Source organism: Niallia sp. WK069_GA_01 (assembly GCF_983173855.1).
In genome coordinates this window covers 1,470,402-1,487,970 of record NZ_OZ470138.1, presented here as the reverse complement: position 1 = coordinate 1,487,970, position 17,569 = coordinate 1,470,402, and the positions used below count along the sequence as shown (strand labels likewise).

At 34.3% G+C, this 17,569-nt stretch carries 13 protein-coding genes; 2 read left to right on the top strand and 11 right to left on the bottom strand.

Features of this window, described 5'->3' with window-relative positions; translation table 11 throughout:
• Positions 1–219: 219 nt before the first annotated feature.
• The gene (locus AC5LWL_RS07130) at positions 220–378 is read left to right on the top strand and encodes a DUF1540 domain-containing protein (RefSeq protein WP_493433658.1); all 159 of its coding nucleotides are present in this window, start codon (positions 220–222) and stop codon (positions 376–378) included.
• A gap of 129 nt (positions 379–507) precedes the next feature.
• Here the strand turns inward: AC5LWL_RS07130 and AC5LWL_RS07125 are convergent, their stop codons facing one another.
• The 6 genes from AC5LWL_RS07125 to AC5LWL_RS07100 form a co-directional block, all read right to left on the bottom strand.
• The gene (locus AC5LWL_RS07125; RefSeq protein ID WP_493433657.1) at positions 508–1,707 is read right to left on the bottom strand and encodes an NAD(P)/FAD-dependent oxidoreductase; all 1,200 of its coding nucleotides are present in this window, start codon (positions 1,705–1,707) and stop codon (positions 508–510) included.
• Between the two features lie 42 nt (positions 1,708–1,749).
• Positions 1,750–3,237 (bottom strand): o-succinylbenzoate--CoA ligase, encoded by a 1,488-nt coding sequence (locus AC5LWL_RS07120; RefSeq protein WP_493433656.1) that lies wholly within the window; start codon positions 3,235–3,237, stop codon positions 1,750–1,752.
• 126 nt (positions 3,238–3,363) lie between these two features.
• Positions 3,364–4,182 carry a 1,4-dihydroxy-2-naphthoyl-CoA synthase gene (gene menB, locus AC5LWL_RS07115; protein ID WP_493433655.1) on the bottom strand — a complete coding sequence of 273 codons (819 nt, stop codon included), beginning with the start codon at positions 4,180–4,182 and terminating at the stop codon, positions 3,364–3,366.
• 29 nt (positions 4,183–4,211) lie between these two features.
• Complete coding sequence (gene menH / locus AC5LWL_RS07110; protein ID WP_493433654.1) at positions 4,212–5,021, bottom strand: 2-succinyl-6-hydroxy-2,4-cyclohexadiene-1-carboxylate synthase; 810 nt, start codon at positions 5,019–5,021, stop codon at positions 4,212–4,214.
• On the bottom strand, positions 5,018–6,772 hold the full coding sequence (gene menD / locus AC5LWL_RS07105; RefSeq protein WP_493433653.1) for a 2-succinyl-5-enolpyruvyl-6-hydroxy-3-cyclohexene-1-carboxylic-acid synthase: 1,755 nt from the start codon (positions 6,770–6,772) through the stop codon (positions 5,018–5,020). The genes menH and menD overlap by 4 nt, the downstream gene beginning before the upstream one ends.
• A complete protein-coding gene (locus AC5LWL_RS07100; RefSeq protein ID WP_493433652.1) occupies positions 6,769–8,145 on the bottom strand; it encodes an isochorismate synthase in 1,377 nt (458 codons plus the stop codon). Before AC5LWL_RS07100 ends, menD begins: the two co-directional genes overlap by 4 nt.
• 385 nt (positions 8,146–8,530) lie before the next feature.
• On the opposite strand from AC5LWL_RS07100, the gene AC5LWL_RS07095 reads away from it, so the two are divergent.
• On the top strand, positions 8,531–9,271 hold the full coding sequence (locus tag AC5LWL_RS07095; RefSeq protein WP_493433651.1) for a TraR/DksA C4-type zinc finger protein: 741 nt from the start codon (positions 8,531–8,533) through the stop codon (positions 9,269–9,271).
• Between the two features lie 83 nt (positions 9,272–9,354).
• On the opposite strand, the gene AC5LWL_RS07090 is transcribed toward AC5LWL_RS07095, so the two are convergent.
• The 5 genes from AC5LWL_RS07090 to glgB are packed head-to-tail and all read right to left on the bottom strand — an operon-like array spanning position 9,355 to position 17,278.
• Positions 9,355–11,757, bottom strand: coding sequence for a glycogen/starch/alpha-glucan phosphorylase (locus AC5LWL_RS07090; RefSeq protein WP_493433650.1), 2,403 nt, complete (start codon positions 11,755–11,757; stop codon positions 9,355–9,357).
• Entirely contained in the window at positions 11,747–13,198 is a 1,452-nt protein-coding gene (glgA, locus tag AC5LWL_RS07085) for a glycogen synthase GlgA (RefSeq protein ID WP_493433649.1), read from the bottom strand. The genes AC5LWL_RS07090 and glgA overlap by 11 nt, the downstream gene beginning before the upstream one ends.
• Positions 13,195–14,226: a GlgC family sugar phosphate nucleotidyltransferase gene (locus AC5LWL_RS07080; protein WP_493433648.1), complete on the bottom strand. Its 1,032-nt coding sequence runs from the start codon at positions 14,224–14,226 to the stop codon at positions 13,195–13,197. The genes glgA and AC5LWL_RS07080 overlap by 4 nt, the downstream gene beginning before the upstream one ends.
• Before the next feature lie 21 nt (positions 14,227–14,247).
• Positions 14,248–15,393 (bottom strand): glucose-1-phosphate adenylyltransferase, encoded by a 1,146-nt coding sequence (locus tag AC5LWL_RS07075; protein ID WP_493433647.1) that lies wholly within the window; start codon positions 15,391–15,393, stop codon positions 14,248–14,250.
• Positions 15,341–17,278 carry a 1,4-alpha-glucan branching protein GlgB gene (glgB, locus tag AC5LWL_RS07070; protein WP_493433646.1) on the bottom strand — a complete coding sequence of 646 codons (1,938 nt, stop codon included), beginning with the start codon at positions 17,276–17,278 and terminating at the stop codon, positions 15,341–15,343. The genes AC5LWL_RS07075 and glgB overlap by 53 nt, the downstream gene beginning before the upstream one ends.
• Positions 17,279–17,569 lie beyond the last annotated feature (291 nt).

Genomic DNA, 17,569 nt, shown 5'->3' with positions numbered 1-17,569 from the left:
TTGAGTATGCGTTGATAAAAAAAAGAGGTGTCGAAAAATAGACAATTCTCTCCATTATTTGTGGTATGTATTTTGTCCTGCCTACCCATACTAATAGTGCGTGTTCAAAAAGGAGGCTAACGAGGAGCAAGAAATTCGCTGTGTCCTTTTTACCTGCCTTTATGAACAACCACTAATGATGAAAAAATTAATCCATCAAAAACGAAGGAGATGATTATTTTGGCAAAAGATGTTTTATGTGAAGTAAATAACTGTTCATTCTGGGAACACGGAAATCAATGTGGAGCGGAAAAAATTTACGTGGTAAGTCATACTGGTAAGCAAGCTGACAACAGTAAAGAAACAGATTGCAAAACATTTGAACCAACATTGTCTTAAGTTACTCTATTCTTCGATTTCAATGTAAATAAAGGCTGCGCCATAATATCCTTCCATGTCACTTCTCTAGGTAATATTCTACCTATAGAATAAGACGTGTGAAGAATACAATGGGCAGCCTTTAAGCATTTAACGCTCTATTCGAACTAAATCAGCATCAGGATGGTATCCATTTATTATCAATTCTTTCAAAATAGTTGCTCCAAACATGCTATACACCGTTCCATTTCCCCCGTATCCTAAACAATAATAACGATTCTTTTTATCAGGGTGCTCTCCAATAAACGGCATTCCATCTGCAGATTCTCCAAATGTTGCACCGTACACATACTCTGTTTCCAGTTTTTCATATGGAAAATGCTCTTTTATCCTACTTAATAGGTTCTGTCCATATTTTCTTAGCACTTCTGGATCTGACGGCGCTTCAACTCGGTCTTCATCCAAGCCACCAGCAACTATTCTTCCATCAAAAGTAGTCCGCATATAAAAATACGGTCTTTTTGTTTCCCAAATAAGACATTGATCCTTCCAGTTAGGATAGGAAGAAAGGGGAGAAGTCGCGATTGCATAGGTTCTATTTAACTCTCCACCTTCTTTTTTAGCAAATGAAATTTCTTCATACCCTGTCGCATAAATAACTTTTTTAGCATGAATACTTCCTTTTTCGCTTTCAAATTTCCAATATCCCTTATCAGAACCTGCTTCTTTTACTTCCGTATGTTCGTACACTTTTACATTCCGTTTGGATGCTTCCTTTATAAGTTCTGTTACAAACTTTTGCGGATTAACTTCTGCATCTCCATTCGTTAATATTGCTGCTGGCTTTTTAAAACCGTATATTGTCTCTATTTCCTTTTCTTCTAAAAATTCAACTGGAAAATCATATTTTTTTAGCATGTCATACTCTTTTTTTATTTTTTTAACATCCTTTTCATCACTCGCATAATAGAGGCTTTTTCTTGCTTTAAACTGAACATCTTTTGTTAAAGAGTCTGCAACTGATCTTAAATTTTCCATTGCTTCAAAACATAAACGATAAAATCGCACCGCCTGATCTTCTCCTATGCTTTCTGCAAATTCATGGAGCATTTTATCATTAGAATACTGAAGCAGTCCTGTATTGGCAGATGTACTGCCAGTAGCAACATTTCTTTTATCTACGAGTACGATATCTAATGCTTCTTCTGATAATAAATACGAGCATAAGGCACCAGACATTCCTCCACCAATAATAAGAACATCACATATTATATCTTTTGTTAAGGATGGATAATTTGATGCTGTAGTTAATGTAGTTGGCCAATATAAAGAACCGTTGTATAAGTCCATAAATACCTCCGCTGCTTCTAATAATCATTATGTAACAATAATTTATTCGGTACTAACTATATTGTTTAAGCGATTACGCAACTCTCTGCGAAGAATCTTTTTTGAAGCATTTCTAGGAATTTTTTCAATAAACAAGATCTTTTTTGGGATTTTGTATTTTGCTAATCTTTTATTACATTCAGTAAGGAGTGTTTCTTCTGTAAGAGCGGAAGCTTCCTCTTTAACAATAAATGCAATTGGTACTTGTCCCCATTTTTCATGAGCTTCTCCAATCACTCCAGCATCTAATACGCCTTCCATTGACGTTAATATTGCTTCTACTTCAGCGGGATATATATTTTCCCCACCTGAAATAATTAAATCAGAGCGTCTATCCAGTACAAACAGAAAACCCTCAGCATCTTTATACCCGATATCCCCTGTATGAAACCAGCGATCAATGGGACGTTTTTCTTTATTTAAATAACCAATGGAAACATTTGGCCCCTTAACAATAATTTCTCCTGCTGTATGTGGAGGCAATTCGTCTCCAGTTTCATTTATAATTTTTATTTGGGCAGGAAACAGCGGTTTGCCTGCAGAACCAATTTTTCTAACACTGTCCGTTGCTGACAATGTGACAATTTGAGAAGAAGTTTCCGTCATTCCATAAGAATAATATACTGGTATCCCCTTTTGCAGACAGCTTTTTAATATCTCAACAGAAGCTGGTCCGCCACCAAGCAGCATACAGCGAAAATGAGGTGGAAAAGACTCCATTGTTGCTTTTTCAATTTTTTGCAGCATCAGGGTGACGGCAGACATCATCGTCACCTTTTCTTTTTCTATATCATCGATGACCGTTTCAACAGAAAAATGGTCATGAAGAACCACTTTTATTCCATATAATAAACTTCTCATTAAAATAGAATAGCCACTAATATGAAATAATGGCATAGCACATAACCAAACATCTTTTTCATGCAATCCAAGATTTAATACACTGCCAACAGCACTCCACCAATGATTCCCATAACTTTGAATAACGCCTTTTGGAAAGCCTGTTGTTCCAGAGGTATACATAATCGTACATGTTTCGTCGAGGGATACTTCTATTTTTTCTATCGGTTTTTCATAAGGATAAAAAGGAATATCTTCCTTATTCAAAATAAGTAGAGTTCCAGACATTTCGGCTTCTATTTGTTCAACGGTGTTGGCGAATGTTTTTTCAGTCAGGAGAAATGTCGCTTGTGCATCTTTCAGTTGAAAGATTAGTTCTTCTGCTGTTAAACGATTATTTAACAGCACAGCTTTTGCACCAATAATGTGAAGAGATAATAGTGTAATAACCGTTTGCAAATCATTTTTCACTAAAATGCCGATATAATGTTCACTCTTTATTCCTTGAGACGTTAAAACTCCAGCCGTATAATAAGCCTTTTCATAAAGTTCTTGAAATGTTAAACGCTGCTTTTTATAAACAATCGCTTCTCTATTTGGTGTTAAGCTTGCCCTATTTTTAAGAAAGTTAGGAACACACTCTGCCGTCAATTTTCTCACCTTTCCTTAAATAAACAAAGGTGACTCAATATGATCTGATATTATCTTACTATCAGACTAAATCATAAGTCACCTTATTATTATTAAATTATTTCACTCATATAATACATCTCTACATTATGGAAAACGAGGGAATTGCCCAAAATCCGGTTTGCGTTTTTCTTTAAACGAATCTCTTCCTTCTTTTGCTTCGTCTGTTGTGTAATATAAAAGAGTTGCATCACCAGCAAATTGCTGAATCCCTGCTAATCCATCTGTATCTGCATTAAATGCTGCTTTTAAGAAACGTAGTGCTGTTGGACTTTTTTCTAAAATTTCTTCACACCATTTAATCGTTTCCTCTTCCACTTTTTCCAATGGTACAACCGTATTTACTAAGCCCATATCCAATGCTTCCTGTGCATTGTATTGTCTGCATAGAAACCAAATTTCTCTAGCTTTTTTATGCCCAACAATACGAGCTAAATAACCTGACCCATAACCAGCATCAAAGCTGCCAACATTCGGTCCAGTTTGTCCAAATATAGCATTATCCGCTGCAATGGTTAAGTCACAAACGATATGAAGAACGTGACCTCCTCCGATTGCATATCCTCTAACCATTGCAATTACTGGTTTTGGAATAACTCGAATTAATCGCTGCAAGTCTAGTACATTTAATCGAGGGATCTGATCATCCCCTACATAACCACCATGGCCTCTGACTTTTTGATCTCCACCAGAACAAAACGCTTTTTCACCTGCACCGGTTAATACAATGACGCCTACATTGCTGTCATCCCGCGCTCTAGCAAACGCATCTATTAGCTCGCTTACTGTTTTTGGAGTAAAAGCATTATGTACATGCGGTCTATTAATAGTGATCTTTGCAATCCCGTTATATGTTTCATATAATATTTCATCATATTGACGTACTGCTACCCATTCAACTGTCATTCTTCTTCCTCCTTTTATTTTCGTCCAATTCAATGATTCGACAAAAACCCACTTACTATTGTACCAAAAATTTCAGGTTTCTCCACATGAATTGCATGACCTGCATCTTCAACCATTTTCCATGTAAATCCAGTATTTTTATTTACCATTTCTTTTGCTATTAAACAAAATTTATTATCTAATTCTCCAGTAATTAACAATGTTCTAAATGGAACTTCATGTAAATGCTCCCACCATGATGGTTGAACACCCGTTCCCATCCCAATTAAACTATTGGCTAGGCCAGCAGCATTATTTTGAAGACGCTGTGTTCTAATTTTATCCCGTTGCTTTTGATTCAATTTTTTCTGCGTTTGAAACAAAGGAATTTCTTCCCATTTTTCTACAAATTGCCCGATTCCTTCTACTAAGATAGATTCTCCGAGTTTCTTATCTTGTATTCTTCTTTCTTGTTGCTGTTCAGTCGTTTTTAATCCTGGTGAAGCACTTTCAAGAATTAATTTTTGCACATAATGGGGATAAAGAATGGAAAATGTTAATGCGAGTCTTCCTCCCATGCTATAACCTAATAAATAAATACTGTTGATTTGTAAAGCTTGCAGAATTTCAACTAGATGTTTTGCAGCAACTACAATATTATATTTACTTTCATTTAAAGGAGAAGCAGTTTTTCCATGACCAATAATATCAATCATTATTAACTGAAAATCCTTTTTCCACATAGGAATAAACGGATGCCATGTACTACTTTCACCAGTAAATCCGTGTAAAAGCAATAGAGGCACCCCTTGTCCATAAACTTCGACATGATAGGAAACATCATCGACAACAATTTTCATCCCTTTTCTCCCTTAAAATACAAATCTATTTCCTGGGAAACGCTTTTTATTAATTCGCGGTGCTCTTCTACATTTTTTTCTCTATTTGTTTGGATTTCAATCACACGTAATTTAGGTGCTTCAATCTGCTTTTGTATTATTTCTGTTAATTGTGGCCATTCCTTTATTAGATCGTATTCCCCTTTATACATAGTGATTATATGTTTAAAATCCAAATCCAACGGGGTGCCGAATAATACCTCAAAATGTTTTTTATGATTTGCTTGTGGTAAAAAGGAAAAAATTCCTCCTCCATTATTATTTATTAAAAATATCGTGATCGGAATATTAAATTGTTTTGCTGCAATTAATCCGTTTGCATCATGAAAAAAAGTTAAATCACCTAATACTAAAAATAGTGGTTGCTTTATAACTCCTACACCAAGTGCAGTAGAAACGGTACCATCAATTCCATTTGCCCCTCTGTTCGCATACATAGTTATTTTTTTTTGCTGTGCATGAAAAAAAGTATCTAGATCTCTAATTGGCATACTGTTTCCTACAAAAAGCGCGGCGTCCTCTGGTAGCAATTCCCCTAATACAGAAAATAACTTTGCTTCACTCATTTGATTGTTTTCTTTTATTCTCTGCAATGCCTTTTTAGTCAGCATGTTTATATTTTGCCAGGAAACCAATACGTGATTAGTTGAGCATTTTTTCAGATAGAGCATTATTTTATGACAGAATAGAACTTCATCACAATAAATCATTTCAGAAGTAAGTTGATTGGGGTCTCGGAATCCAGCTCCACCATCAATAACAATCTGCTCTATCCCCTTTTGTTCCTTTAGAAAGAGTGTTAAAGCCTTGGAAACTGGCATGCTGCCAAAACGAATAACAATATCTGGCTTTAACGTCTTTTGAGCCATTTCATTACGTAAAAAAGTATCGTACGTATCAATGATATATTCCTGTCCATCATCAACGGTTCTTAATTGAGATAAGGGATCCGCTAAAATAGGAAACTTCATTATTTTGGCTAACTGTATAATCGATGAAGGTAAATGTTCTTTATCTATTTCGCCACAAATAATAATGCCGTTCGTATACTTGCTTAATTTATTAGCTAATTGTTGAAAATAATCATCAGAAAGCGTCAAATCCCCTTTTTCCATATGAATATATTTACTGCTGCCGTTTTCTATATGGTATGTTGGTAAATTCCCCAGATCTGGAATCAGCGGTTCACGAAAGGGTAAGTTTAAATGAACGGGACCTTTAGGTTCTTGAAGTGCAGTAGTAACTGCTCTGGCGCTAACCGTCTTCACATAACGAATCATCTCTTCTGAACCATCAGGTGGAGACATTTCCATAAACCACTTTACTTGTCTGCCATATAAGTCAATTTGATTAATAGCTTGTGGAGCACCCACATCTCTTAATTCATGTGGACGATCTGCTGTCAACACTAGTAAAGGTATACGTGATATCATTGCTTCTATTATAGCTGGAAAATAATTAGCAGCGGCCGTTCCAGATGTACAAACTAATACGGTTGGTTTTTTGCTTGCTTTTGCTATACCTAAAGCAAAAAAAGCAGCAGCTCTTTCATCCACATGAACATGTAAATTTATATTCTTTTGCTCTGCCATGATTAACGCAATAGGAGTAGAACGGGACCCTGGACTTATGACGACGTTTTCAATCCCGTTATGTACCAATTCATGAACAAAGGCATATACGTAGGCTGTTAACTGTTGTTGATGGTTCATTTTGTATCCCCTCCTAAAGCTGAAAGCATTGGTTTAAATTTAATCGCCGTTTCCATATATTCCGATTCAGCATCAGAATTAGCTACAATTCCACATCCTGCAAAAATAGATGCTTCGTTTTTCTGAATCAACCCCGAACGGATGCTAACAGCGAATTCCCCATTCCCTTTATAATCAAGCCAACCGAGTGGAGCACCATACAAACCACGATCTAACTGCTCTTCTTGTCTTATTTTTTCGACTGCTTTCTTTTGAGGATATCCACCTAAAGCTGGAGTTGGATGAAGAAGCTCTATTAAAGAGAAAAGTGATTCGGATTCCTTTAATATTCCCTTCACTGGAGTATAAAGATGTTGAATATCTCTCATTTTCATAAGGGCTGGATGAGATGGAAGCTCAATCGTTTTACAAACTTTGTCCATTGCAGATTTAATCATATTTACGACATATTGATGTTCTGTTCTATTTTTACGATCGCGAAGCAGCTGTTCTCCTAAATGTTCATCACTTTCTTGACTTAAGCCTCTTGCAATCGATCCTGCTAAGCATGTCGAAAATACGTTATTCTCCAATTTCTTCACCAATCTTTCTGGCGACGCACCAATAAAACAATTATCTCCAGATTCCAGAGCAAATATATAACTATTTTCTTGTTCCAATAACAATCTCTCTAAAACTGTTTCAACAGCGATTTCTTTTTCAAAGGTTAATCTGCATTCTCTTGCTAAAACAACCTTTTTTAAGGTAGCATTTAGATCATTTACTATATTTTGAACAGTATTTTTCCATTGTTCTCCGTCTTTTTCAACCGCATGTAAAAATCGATTACTATGTTTGCATCCGTATGCTCTAGTCTTCGTTAATAAGGAAGAAGTAGTAATCTGCATCTCTTGAAGAGAAATAGCCTCCCGATTATCAAACAGTCTATTGGTTGTAACGTATTGTGTACCGTTTATCTCGCTAAACATAAAAGACGGAACAAAAAAATGTCCATCAGCATAATGTTTCCAAAGCTTTGTTTTTGGTTTTAGTGGATCAAAAGAAAATCCTCCAAATAAAATAGGACCAACTCCAATATCCTCAAATTCATTATAAATTCGGCTTTTTTTTAATATATTCTGCCATTCTTTTTCTATAGAAGCATATAAATTGTTAGGCTGCGTTGAAAATATTTTTTTGCATATGCCTAATCCAATAAAAATATTTTCTGTTGATGGATCTTTCCAAAAAAATCGATTTCCTTTAAAAGAAGCATTTTCTGAAAAAAAAGCAAGATAATCGATTTTTTTTTCTATCTTTCTAACATCACTAACTAAAATAGAAGAAGCGTCATTTATCTTATTATTTTCTACTAATAATTCTTTAGTTTTCATTCTATGTGTATATCCCCCTAAAACGAGTAAAAAATCACTTCGTTTTTTATACCTTTTCCACTGTTTTAGCTTTCGTGTTCATCTTTTTGACTTATTTTAAGATACACCTGTGACTAATATTATGTCAATGTTCCACCCTCTTTAAAATTCATAAACCGAAACTATTTTAGGGAAACAAATTAGAAAAATTCCAAAGCAAACTGTTAACGCTCTCTTTTCGTTACAAAATTAGATTAATTCCTCATTAATTTATGCAAAAACTTCTATCCATGTTTTATGGAAACCAATGTGGGGAAGTTTAATAATAGAGCGATACTGGATGATTTTTATTATTATCGTTCATACTACAAGTACTGATTAAGTTTTAAATAAGGATGTGGTAACTATGTTAACGAAAGAACAATTAACAACCTTAAAACAAGAATTATTAAATAGAAAATCGGAAATCAAAAATCGAGAAGAACGTTATGTAGATGATAACGAACGAGAATCAGTAGGTGAACTTTCCGGATATGACAACCACCCTGCTGATATGGGGACAGAATTATATGAACGGGAAAAAGACTATGCATTAGAAGAGCATGATCAATCAGAATTAAATAAAATTAATGAAGCCCTTGCAGCTATTAAAGACGGATCATATGGAACCTGTAAAGTTTCAGGAAAAGAAATTCCTTTTGAGCGTCTTGAAGCAATACCTACTGCATTAACATTAAAAGAATACAGTTCCGAACAATCACTTGCTAAAGATAGACCGGTAGAAGAGGATGTGTTGGAACCTGCACATGGCAACGAATACCGCCATTATGATACTGGTGATGTTAGAGATTATGAAGACAGCTTTCAAGAAGTTGCCAGATTTGGCACTTCAGAGACTCCTTCTGATTTAAGAGGTGATCATGAAGATTATGACAGTTTGTATGATCGCGATTCAGATGATGAAGGATTTACAGAGGATTATGAATCATTTGTTGCTTCTGATATCGAGGGAAAAGAACAAACCGTATATCCTAGCAAGAACCATGAAAAATACGAACAGGCTCTTGATGATGAACAAACAGAGGCACCGTATGGGGATGTTCCCTATCACAAAACGGACGGATATGTTAATGATAAAGATAAATAAATAAAAAGCGCAAAGAGATTTTTCAGCATAAAACAAATTATTTTTCTTTGTTTTATGTTGAGTTCCCTTTGCGTTTACATCTATTATATCTGAGGTCTTATTTTCCAAATATCATCTGCATATTCTTGGATGGTTCGATCACTGGAAAAGTGACCGGATTTCGCTATATTAACGGTACACATTTGTAACCATTTATGCTGATTTTTATACGTTTTATCTACCTCATTATGAACATTTGTATAAGAATGAAAATCCTTCAGCACAAAATATTGATCATTTTCAATTAGAAGGGAATCAAAAATAGGATCAAATTCATTCGTTCCATGTTCAAAAAAACCATTTTTTAATTGATTAACCACCTCTTGAATTCGTTTATCATGATGAAAATATTCAGTAGATCTATATCCTCCATTTTGATACAAATCTAATACTTCATCTGCATTCATACCAAATATAAAGATATTATCTTCTCCAACTAAATCTTTCATTTCAATATTAGCACCATCTAACGTACCAACTGTTAATGCCCCATTCATCATAAATTTCATGTTTCCCGTTCCAGAAGCTTCCTTGCTCGCAGTTGAAATTTGTTCACTCACATCTGCAGCCGGAAAAATATGTTCTGCTAAAGAGACACGATAATTTTCAAGAAAAACTACTTTTAATTTATCTTGAATATGCTTATCTTGGTTTACTTTATCCGCTACGGTATTGATTAACTTAATGATTTTTTTCGCATAATAATAGCCAGGCGATGCTTTTGCACCAAAGATAAACGTTCTTGGTGTTATATCTAAACCTGGGTTTGCTTTTAATAAGTTATATATATGCATAATATGCAAAACATTTAATAATTGCCGTTTGTATGCATGCAATCTTTTTACTTGTACATCAAAAATGGAAGTGGGATCAATAATAATTCCATTATTTTCTTCAATTATGTTGGTAAGACGATTTTTATTTGCTTGTTTGATCGCTGCAAGTTTTTCTAAAAAACCTTTGTCATTCTGATAAGAAAGCAAATTATTCAATTGTTCTGGACGCTGAATCCATTCGTTTCCAATCGTTTCCGTTACTAATTGAGTAAGGTTAGGGTTTGCTTTAATTAACCATCTTCTATGGGTTATACCATTTGTTTTATTATTAAATTTTTCAGGAAAATATTGATAAAACTGATTCATTTCTCTTTTCTTTAATATCTCTGTATGGATTTCCGCAACCCCATTAACACTGTAGCTTCCTGCTAATGCCAAATGAGCCATCTTAACCATCCCATGCGCAATAATTGCCATATTCTCGATTCGTTGAAAGTCATTCGGATATTTTTCCCATAAATCTTTGCAGAAACGTTCGTTAATTTCATTAATTATCATATAAATTCGCGGCAACAATGGCTGAAAAATGTAAATTGGCCATTTTTCTAATGCTTCAGACAAAGTGGTATGGTTCGTATAAGAAATAGTATTTGTTGTTATTTTCCAGGCTTCATTCCAACTTAACCCTTCCTTATCCAACAGAATCCTCATCAACTCAGGAATAGCAAGAACAGGGTGCGTATCATTAATATGAATACTAATATGATGGTGGAATTCTTTTATATCTTTATATTGCTGTTTATAATTTTTAAGTATGGATTGCAGACTTGATGATACTAAGAAATACTGTTGTTTTAAACGAAGGATTTTGCCATCATCATTTGCATCATCGGGATAAAGAAATTCAGATATTTTTTCCGTTTCTCTTTTATATTTCATAATATCTTTCACATCTTTTGCAAGCAAGGAAGTTGGTTCTGCATTCCAAAGCCTTAATGTATTGACGGTTGTTGTTTTATATCCAATGACCGGAATATCGTGAGGAACAGCCGTTACAGTTTCAGCATTTAAATGCCGAAACTGTAATTTCCCGTCCTGTTTAAACATATCTATCGTTCCCCAAAACGGAATGTCGACTGCTAAATCTTCTTTTCTTACTTCCCATACTTGACCATGCTTTAACCATTGTTCTGGAAGTTCGATTTGATAGCCATCCACAATGCGCTGCTCAAATAATCCATGTTTATATCGTATGCCAAAACCATGTCCTGGTAAATTTAAGGTGGCTAGAGAATCTAAAAAACATGCTGCTAATCTTCCTAATCCACCATTGCCAAGTCCTGCATCATGTTCGATTTCTTCTATATCATGCAAGTTTATTCCTAAATCTTTCAATCCTTCGCAAACAACTTTTTCAATGCCCAGGTTAATTAAATTATGATAAAGCAATCGTCCTAATAAAAATTCAATCGATAAATAATATACTTGTTTTCCTTTATTCTTCCGATAATTTTCATTTGTATTAATCCAATTCGAACTTACATATTCTCTTATCATATGGCCTAATGTTTGAAAATGGTCACTGCTGGTGCTATCTTTAAATGGTTTTCCATACGTCATCTCAAGCTTCTGCAAAAAATACGTTTTAAAGGCTTCTTTGTTAGTAAACATGCGTCTCACTCCTTGAGATCAGCTCTGCATAAAGCTGATTATACTTAAATGCAGATTGTGCCCAGCTATTATCCATCATCATGGCGCTTTTTATAATGCTTAACCAAACATCTTTTTCATGATAATACCGCAATGCTCTTTGAATGGTATACAACATATCATGAGCATTAAAATTAGTGAAGCTAAACCCATTGCCCATTCCCGTTCTGCTGTCATACGAAAATACGGTATCATTTAATCCGCCTGTTTCTCTAACAATCGGAATATTGCCGTATTTTAATGAGATTAATTGACCTAAACCACATGGCTCGAACTTAGATGGCATTAAAAACATATCTGCCCCTGCATACAATTGATGTGCTAGACCCTCATCAAAACCTACATAAGCTTTGCACTTTTCTGGATATTGATTTTCCATCTCTCTAAAAAATTGTTCAAATACTGGATCGCCAGTGCCTAAAACAATAAATTGGATATCTTCTTGCATGATTTCATGAAATACATGTCTAACTAGCTCCAAGCCTTTTTGCTTTGTCAGTCTAGTAATCATACAAATAATCGGAATAGCTGCATCTTCTTTTAATCCGAATTTTTGTTGAATAAACTGTTTATTTTTCACCTTATCCTCAATGGAAGAAAGAGTATACTTTTTCACTATTTCCTCGTCTGTTTCCGGATTATAGGTTCTTTCATCGATTCCATTGATTATCCCATATAAATCATTTTGTCTGTAACTTAATAAATGGTTAAGCTTTTCTCCATAATAATCTGTTTGTATTTCATTTTTATATGTTGGGCTAACGGTTGTTATCTTATCAGCCGAAACAAGCGCAGCTTTCATAAAATTCACATTTCCATAAAACTCCAAGTTTTCCGTCGTAAAATACTTATCACTAACATTTAATAAATTATCTAAAACGTTTTTAGGCATAATACCTTGGAACTGCAGATTATGTATGGTAAATATAGTTTTAATTGACTTATATTCACTCTTCCATTGATAATCAGTCTTTAATAAAAAAGGGATCATAGCTGTATGCCAATCATGGCAATGGATAATATCAGGATATTCATTAAGAACTTCCAAACTTGCCAAAACTGCTCGATTAAAAAAGGAAAAGCGTTCCCCATCATCTATATAACCGTATAAACCTTGACGCTTAAAATAATATTCATTATCTATAAAATAAAAGGTAATCCCTTCATATTTGAGCTCCTCAATGCCGCAATATTGCTTTCTCCACCCAACATTAATAGTAAAATGCAGTTTCTTTTTTAATGATCCTAAAAGTTCTTCTGGAATATCTCCATATTTAGGCATCATCACAGTAACTTCAGTACCTTGTTTTTTTAATTCTATTGGAAGAGAACCGGCAACATCTGCCAGTCCTCCTGATTTAATAAATGGTACACACTCTGATACAGCAAATAGTACTTTCACGAATTCATCAACGCCCCTTGTACGGTCCCTTTTCTTACGACAAAAGGGGAATTTATAGTACCAGTCATAACCGCTCCGTTTTCTACTGTCACATCTTTATCTAAAATAACAGAATCAAGGATACAATTTTCTCCGATTGTGCATTTTTGCATAATAATGCAATTCTTTAAAACAGAGCCTTTGCCAATCTTAGCTGCTCTGGCAACAACACTATTTTCTATATCTCCTTCAATAACACAGCCATTGGCAATCATTGAATTTTTCACTTTCCCAGTATTTGTATACCGAGTAGGAGGCTCATCTTTAACCTTTGTAAAGATTGGACGTTTCTTTATAAATAACTGACTCCATACACTCGGATTTAAAATCTCCTTGCTTACTCGAAAATAAGTAGAGATCGAATCTATTTTTTCGGCATAGCCGCTATATTCGTAATCACAAATTTTATACTGATGATGAATATCCATTAATACATCTTTCATACAAGTGTATCCAGTTATATCACGTGTTTGAATAAGATCAATCAATATTGATTTTTTAATTAAATAAAGTTCTAAAGAGTTTCCATTGTTTCTAATCTCTGTTATGTCACATCCTGACTTCAAATGACGCTCAAGTACAGGATTAAAATCCATATTAAATACAGTAAAACAATTTGCTACTAGTGCATATTCCTGTTTGCTTCTAAAGAAATAATCAATATTTGCTGCAAATTGGTTAAATGAACCAATTCCTTTGCTCGTTCCATCCGTTATAGAGGCTGGGAAGAAAAACAGCCCGTCTCTTTTTCTATCCAAATCCCAATTTTTCCCTGAACCTAGATGATCCATTAACGAACGATATTGATACTTAGGAAAAATGGCAACACTTCCTATCCCCGAATTAACCATATTAGATAAAACAAAATCAATTAGTCGATATCTGCCTCCAATAGGTAATGCAGCCAGCGAACGGTGTGCAATTAATTCCTCTAAGTCATCCTGATACGTAGTTGCATCAATAACACCCAGCATTGTTTTCAACAACATAATCCCCTCCTGTCTAGTTTGTTAGGAAATCAACTCATTAACCATTTCTTCTGTAACTAAAACCACTTCGTTTGTCTTTTTATTTGGTTTAATGACCATTCCATCTGGAATACTTATGTTAGAAGGGACGATCGCTTTTTCAATATAAGCATTCTCGCCAATTTTAGCATCTGGCATAATCACAGAACTACGAATTATTGATCCTGTTCCAACATGAACCCCTTGAAATACAATAGATTTTTCAATTTCTCCGCTGATTGTGCACCCTTCATTTATCATCGATTCTTTTACAATCGCTTCACTGGAAATATATTGTGGGGGATGATTAGGGTTAACCGTATAAATTCTCCAGTTATAATCATAGATATCCAGTTCGCTTTCATCATCTAATAAATCCATATTAGCTTCCCATAAACTTTGAACAGTACCTACATCCTTCCAATACCCTTTAAAAGGATACGCAACAACTTTTTTTTGTTTTTTTATTAATAAAGGAATTATATCTTTGCCAAAATCATGGGATGACTGTTTGTTTACATTATCTTCTTCCAACAATTCCTTAAGAACACTCCACTTAAAGATATAAATCCCCATAGATGCTAAATTATTTTTAGGATTGGCAGGTTTTTCTTCAAATTCTACAATATCCATTTCATCATTAGTATTCATTATGCCGAATCTGCTTGCCTCATTCCATGGTACCTCAATTACAGAAATAGATGCGTCTGCTTGTTTTTCGATATGATACTCCAGCATTAATTCATAATTCATTTTATAAATATGGTCACCTGAAAGAATTAATACATATTCTGGATCGTATTGAGATAAATAATTCTCATTCTGATAGATTGCACTTGCAGTCCCTGTATACCATTTAACTTCAGAAGATTCACTATATGGTGGCAAGACCGTTACACCGCCATTTACACGATCCAAATCCCAAGCACTTCCAATACCAATATAAGAATTTAAAACAAGCGGCTGATACTGTGTTAACACACCAACTGTTTCAATTCCAGAGTTGGAGCAATTGCTAAGAGTAAAATCTATGATTCTATACTTCCCTCCAAAAGGGATAGCTGGTTTCGCTAAACTTTTGGTCAAAGAGTATAGTCTACTCCCCTTTCCTCCTGCTAATAGCATTGCGACGCATCTTTTCTTTCCCATTTCCTTTTCTCTCCTTCCGATGTTGTACTGGTCGTAAAATGATAATACTAAAAGCTGGTATTGTTAATTGAACAGAAAATGGTCTTCCATGAAACGGGATTTCTTGTGCTTTTATTACTTTTTTGTTTATATAATCGGCTCCACCAAATCTATCAGCATCACTATTAAGTATTTCTCGGTAAGATCCACTATTTGGTACACCTACTAAATAATTTTCATATGTTCGATACATAAAATTACAAATAACAATAAGAAATTCTTCAGGCTTTATCCCTTTTCGTATAAAGGAGAAAATTGATTGATCTTTATTATTAACATCTATCCATTCAAAACCTTCATATACATGATCTAGTTGATAAAGAGGTTTTGAGCGCTTATAGATTTTTAATAGTTCCTTTGTATATTCATTTGCCTTTTGATGCATTTCAAAATCATAGAGCATCCAATCTAGCTGTTCTTTATCTTTCCATTCTGCGAACTGGGCAAATTCAGCTCCCATAAATAATAGTTTTTTACCAGGATGGGCGATCATAAAACCTATTAGCAATCTGAATTGAGCAAATTGCTGCCAATAGTCACCAGGCATTTTATTGAGGAGAGATTTTTTCCCATGAACTACTTCATCATGAGAGAGTGGCAATATGAAATTCTCTGAAAAAGCATAGTGTAAAGAAAAGGTTATCTTATCATGAACATGACGCCGATTATCAGACTCTGTTTCCATATATGATAATAGATCGTTCATCCACCCCATATTCCATTTATAATGAAAACCTAACCCACCATAATGTACTGGCGCAGTCACTTGAGGCAAATCAGTAGAATCTTCCGCAAACATTAATACTGTTGTATCATACTCTCTTACTGTTTGATTCAATTTCTTTAGAAATTCAATTCCAAATGGATTAATACTATCCTGTGAATTGGGCCAGTAAATAATATTAGATACGGCATCTACCCTAAATCCATCAATATGAAAATATTCCATCCAGTATAAGGCATTCGAGATAAGAAAACTATGAACTTCCATCTTTCCTAAATCAAAATTAGCTGTTCCCCATACTAGATTTTCTCTATCTTTAGGGTTTACATAATCAAATTGACTTGTTCCATCAAATTGATAGAGTCCATGTGCATCTTTGCAAAAATGACCTGGAACCCAATCTAAAATAACACCCAGTCCATGCTGATGACATTGATCAATAAAATACATAAAGTCTACTGGTTCACCGAATCTACTAGTAGCAGAATAATAACCTGTCCCTTGATATCCCCATGAAATATCAAGTGGATGCTCCACTAATGGCAATAGCTCCAAATGAGTAAATCCTTGTTCTAAACAATAAGGAATTAGTGATTCTGCTAGTTCCTTATAAGTATAAAGCGATCCATCTTCATGTATCTTCCAAGAACCAAGATGTACTTCATAAATGGCCATTGGCTCCTCTAAACAATTCTTTTTTGCTTTTTTTTGTTTCCATTTCGCATCCTTCCATTTGTATCCGTCCAAAGAGTAAACAATTGATGCAGTGTTGGGTCTCGTTTCCGAATAAAATGCATAAGGATCTGCTTTTAAAAACTTTTTTCCATCTGAAGCTGTTATTTCATATTTATACAATGCTCCAGTCAAATCCTTGTCGATTTTGATAAGCCATATTCCTTCGTTATTTATTCGCTCAAGGGAGTATTTTTCAGCTTTCCAATTATTAAAATCTCCTACTAAATGGACATATTGTGCATGTGGCGCCCATACACAAAAAACTGTGCAAACCCCTTCATTTTGTTGATAAACATGAGATCCCAACAATTTATAGCTTTCAAATAGATTCCCTTCATGAAATAAATGTAGTTGAAATTCTGTTGGATATACTGTTTCCACTTGCATCCTACTCTCTAATTCAAATATTCCAATACATATAACCACTACAGCTGTACAAGTAATGTTTTCCCCTTTTTTCTACAAATAAAACTAACTCTCCAAAAAAAATGAAAACGGATTAATTTCAGAAAAAATAAAAAATGGAGATTAAAATAATATTCTATCCAAAGTAACAGAAATCCTTTTTTGTTTTTTAAAATTTTATGATAATGATAAACTTTTTATGTTTGATCCTCTAAAAACTATTGTTGAATTTTTAACATACTTTTTCTTTCTTAAGAAAAAATAAAACAGACT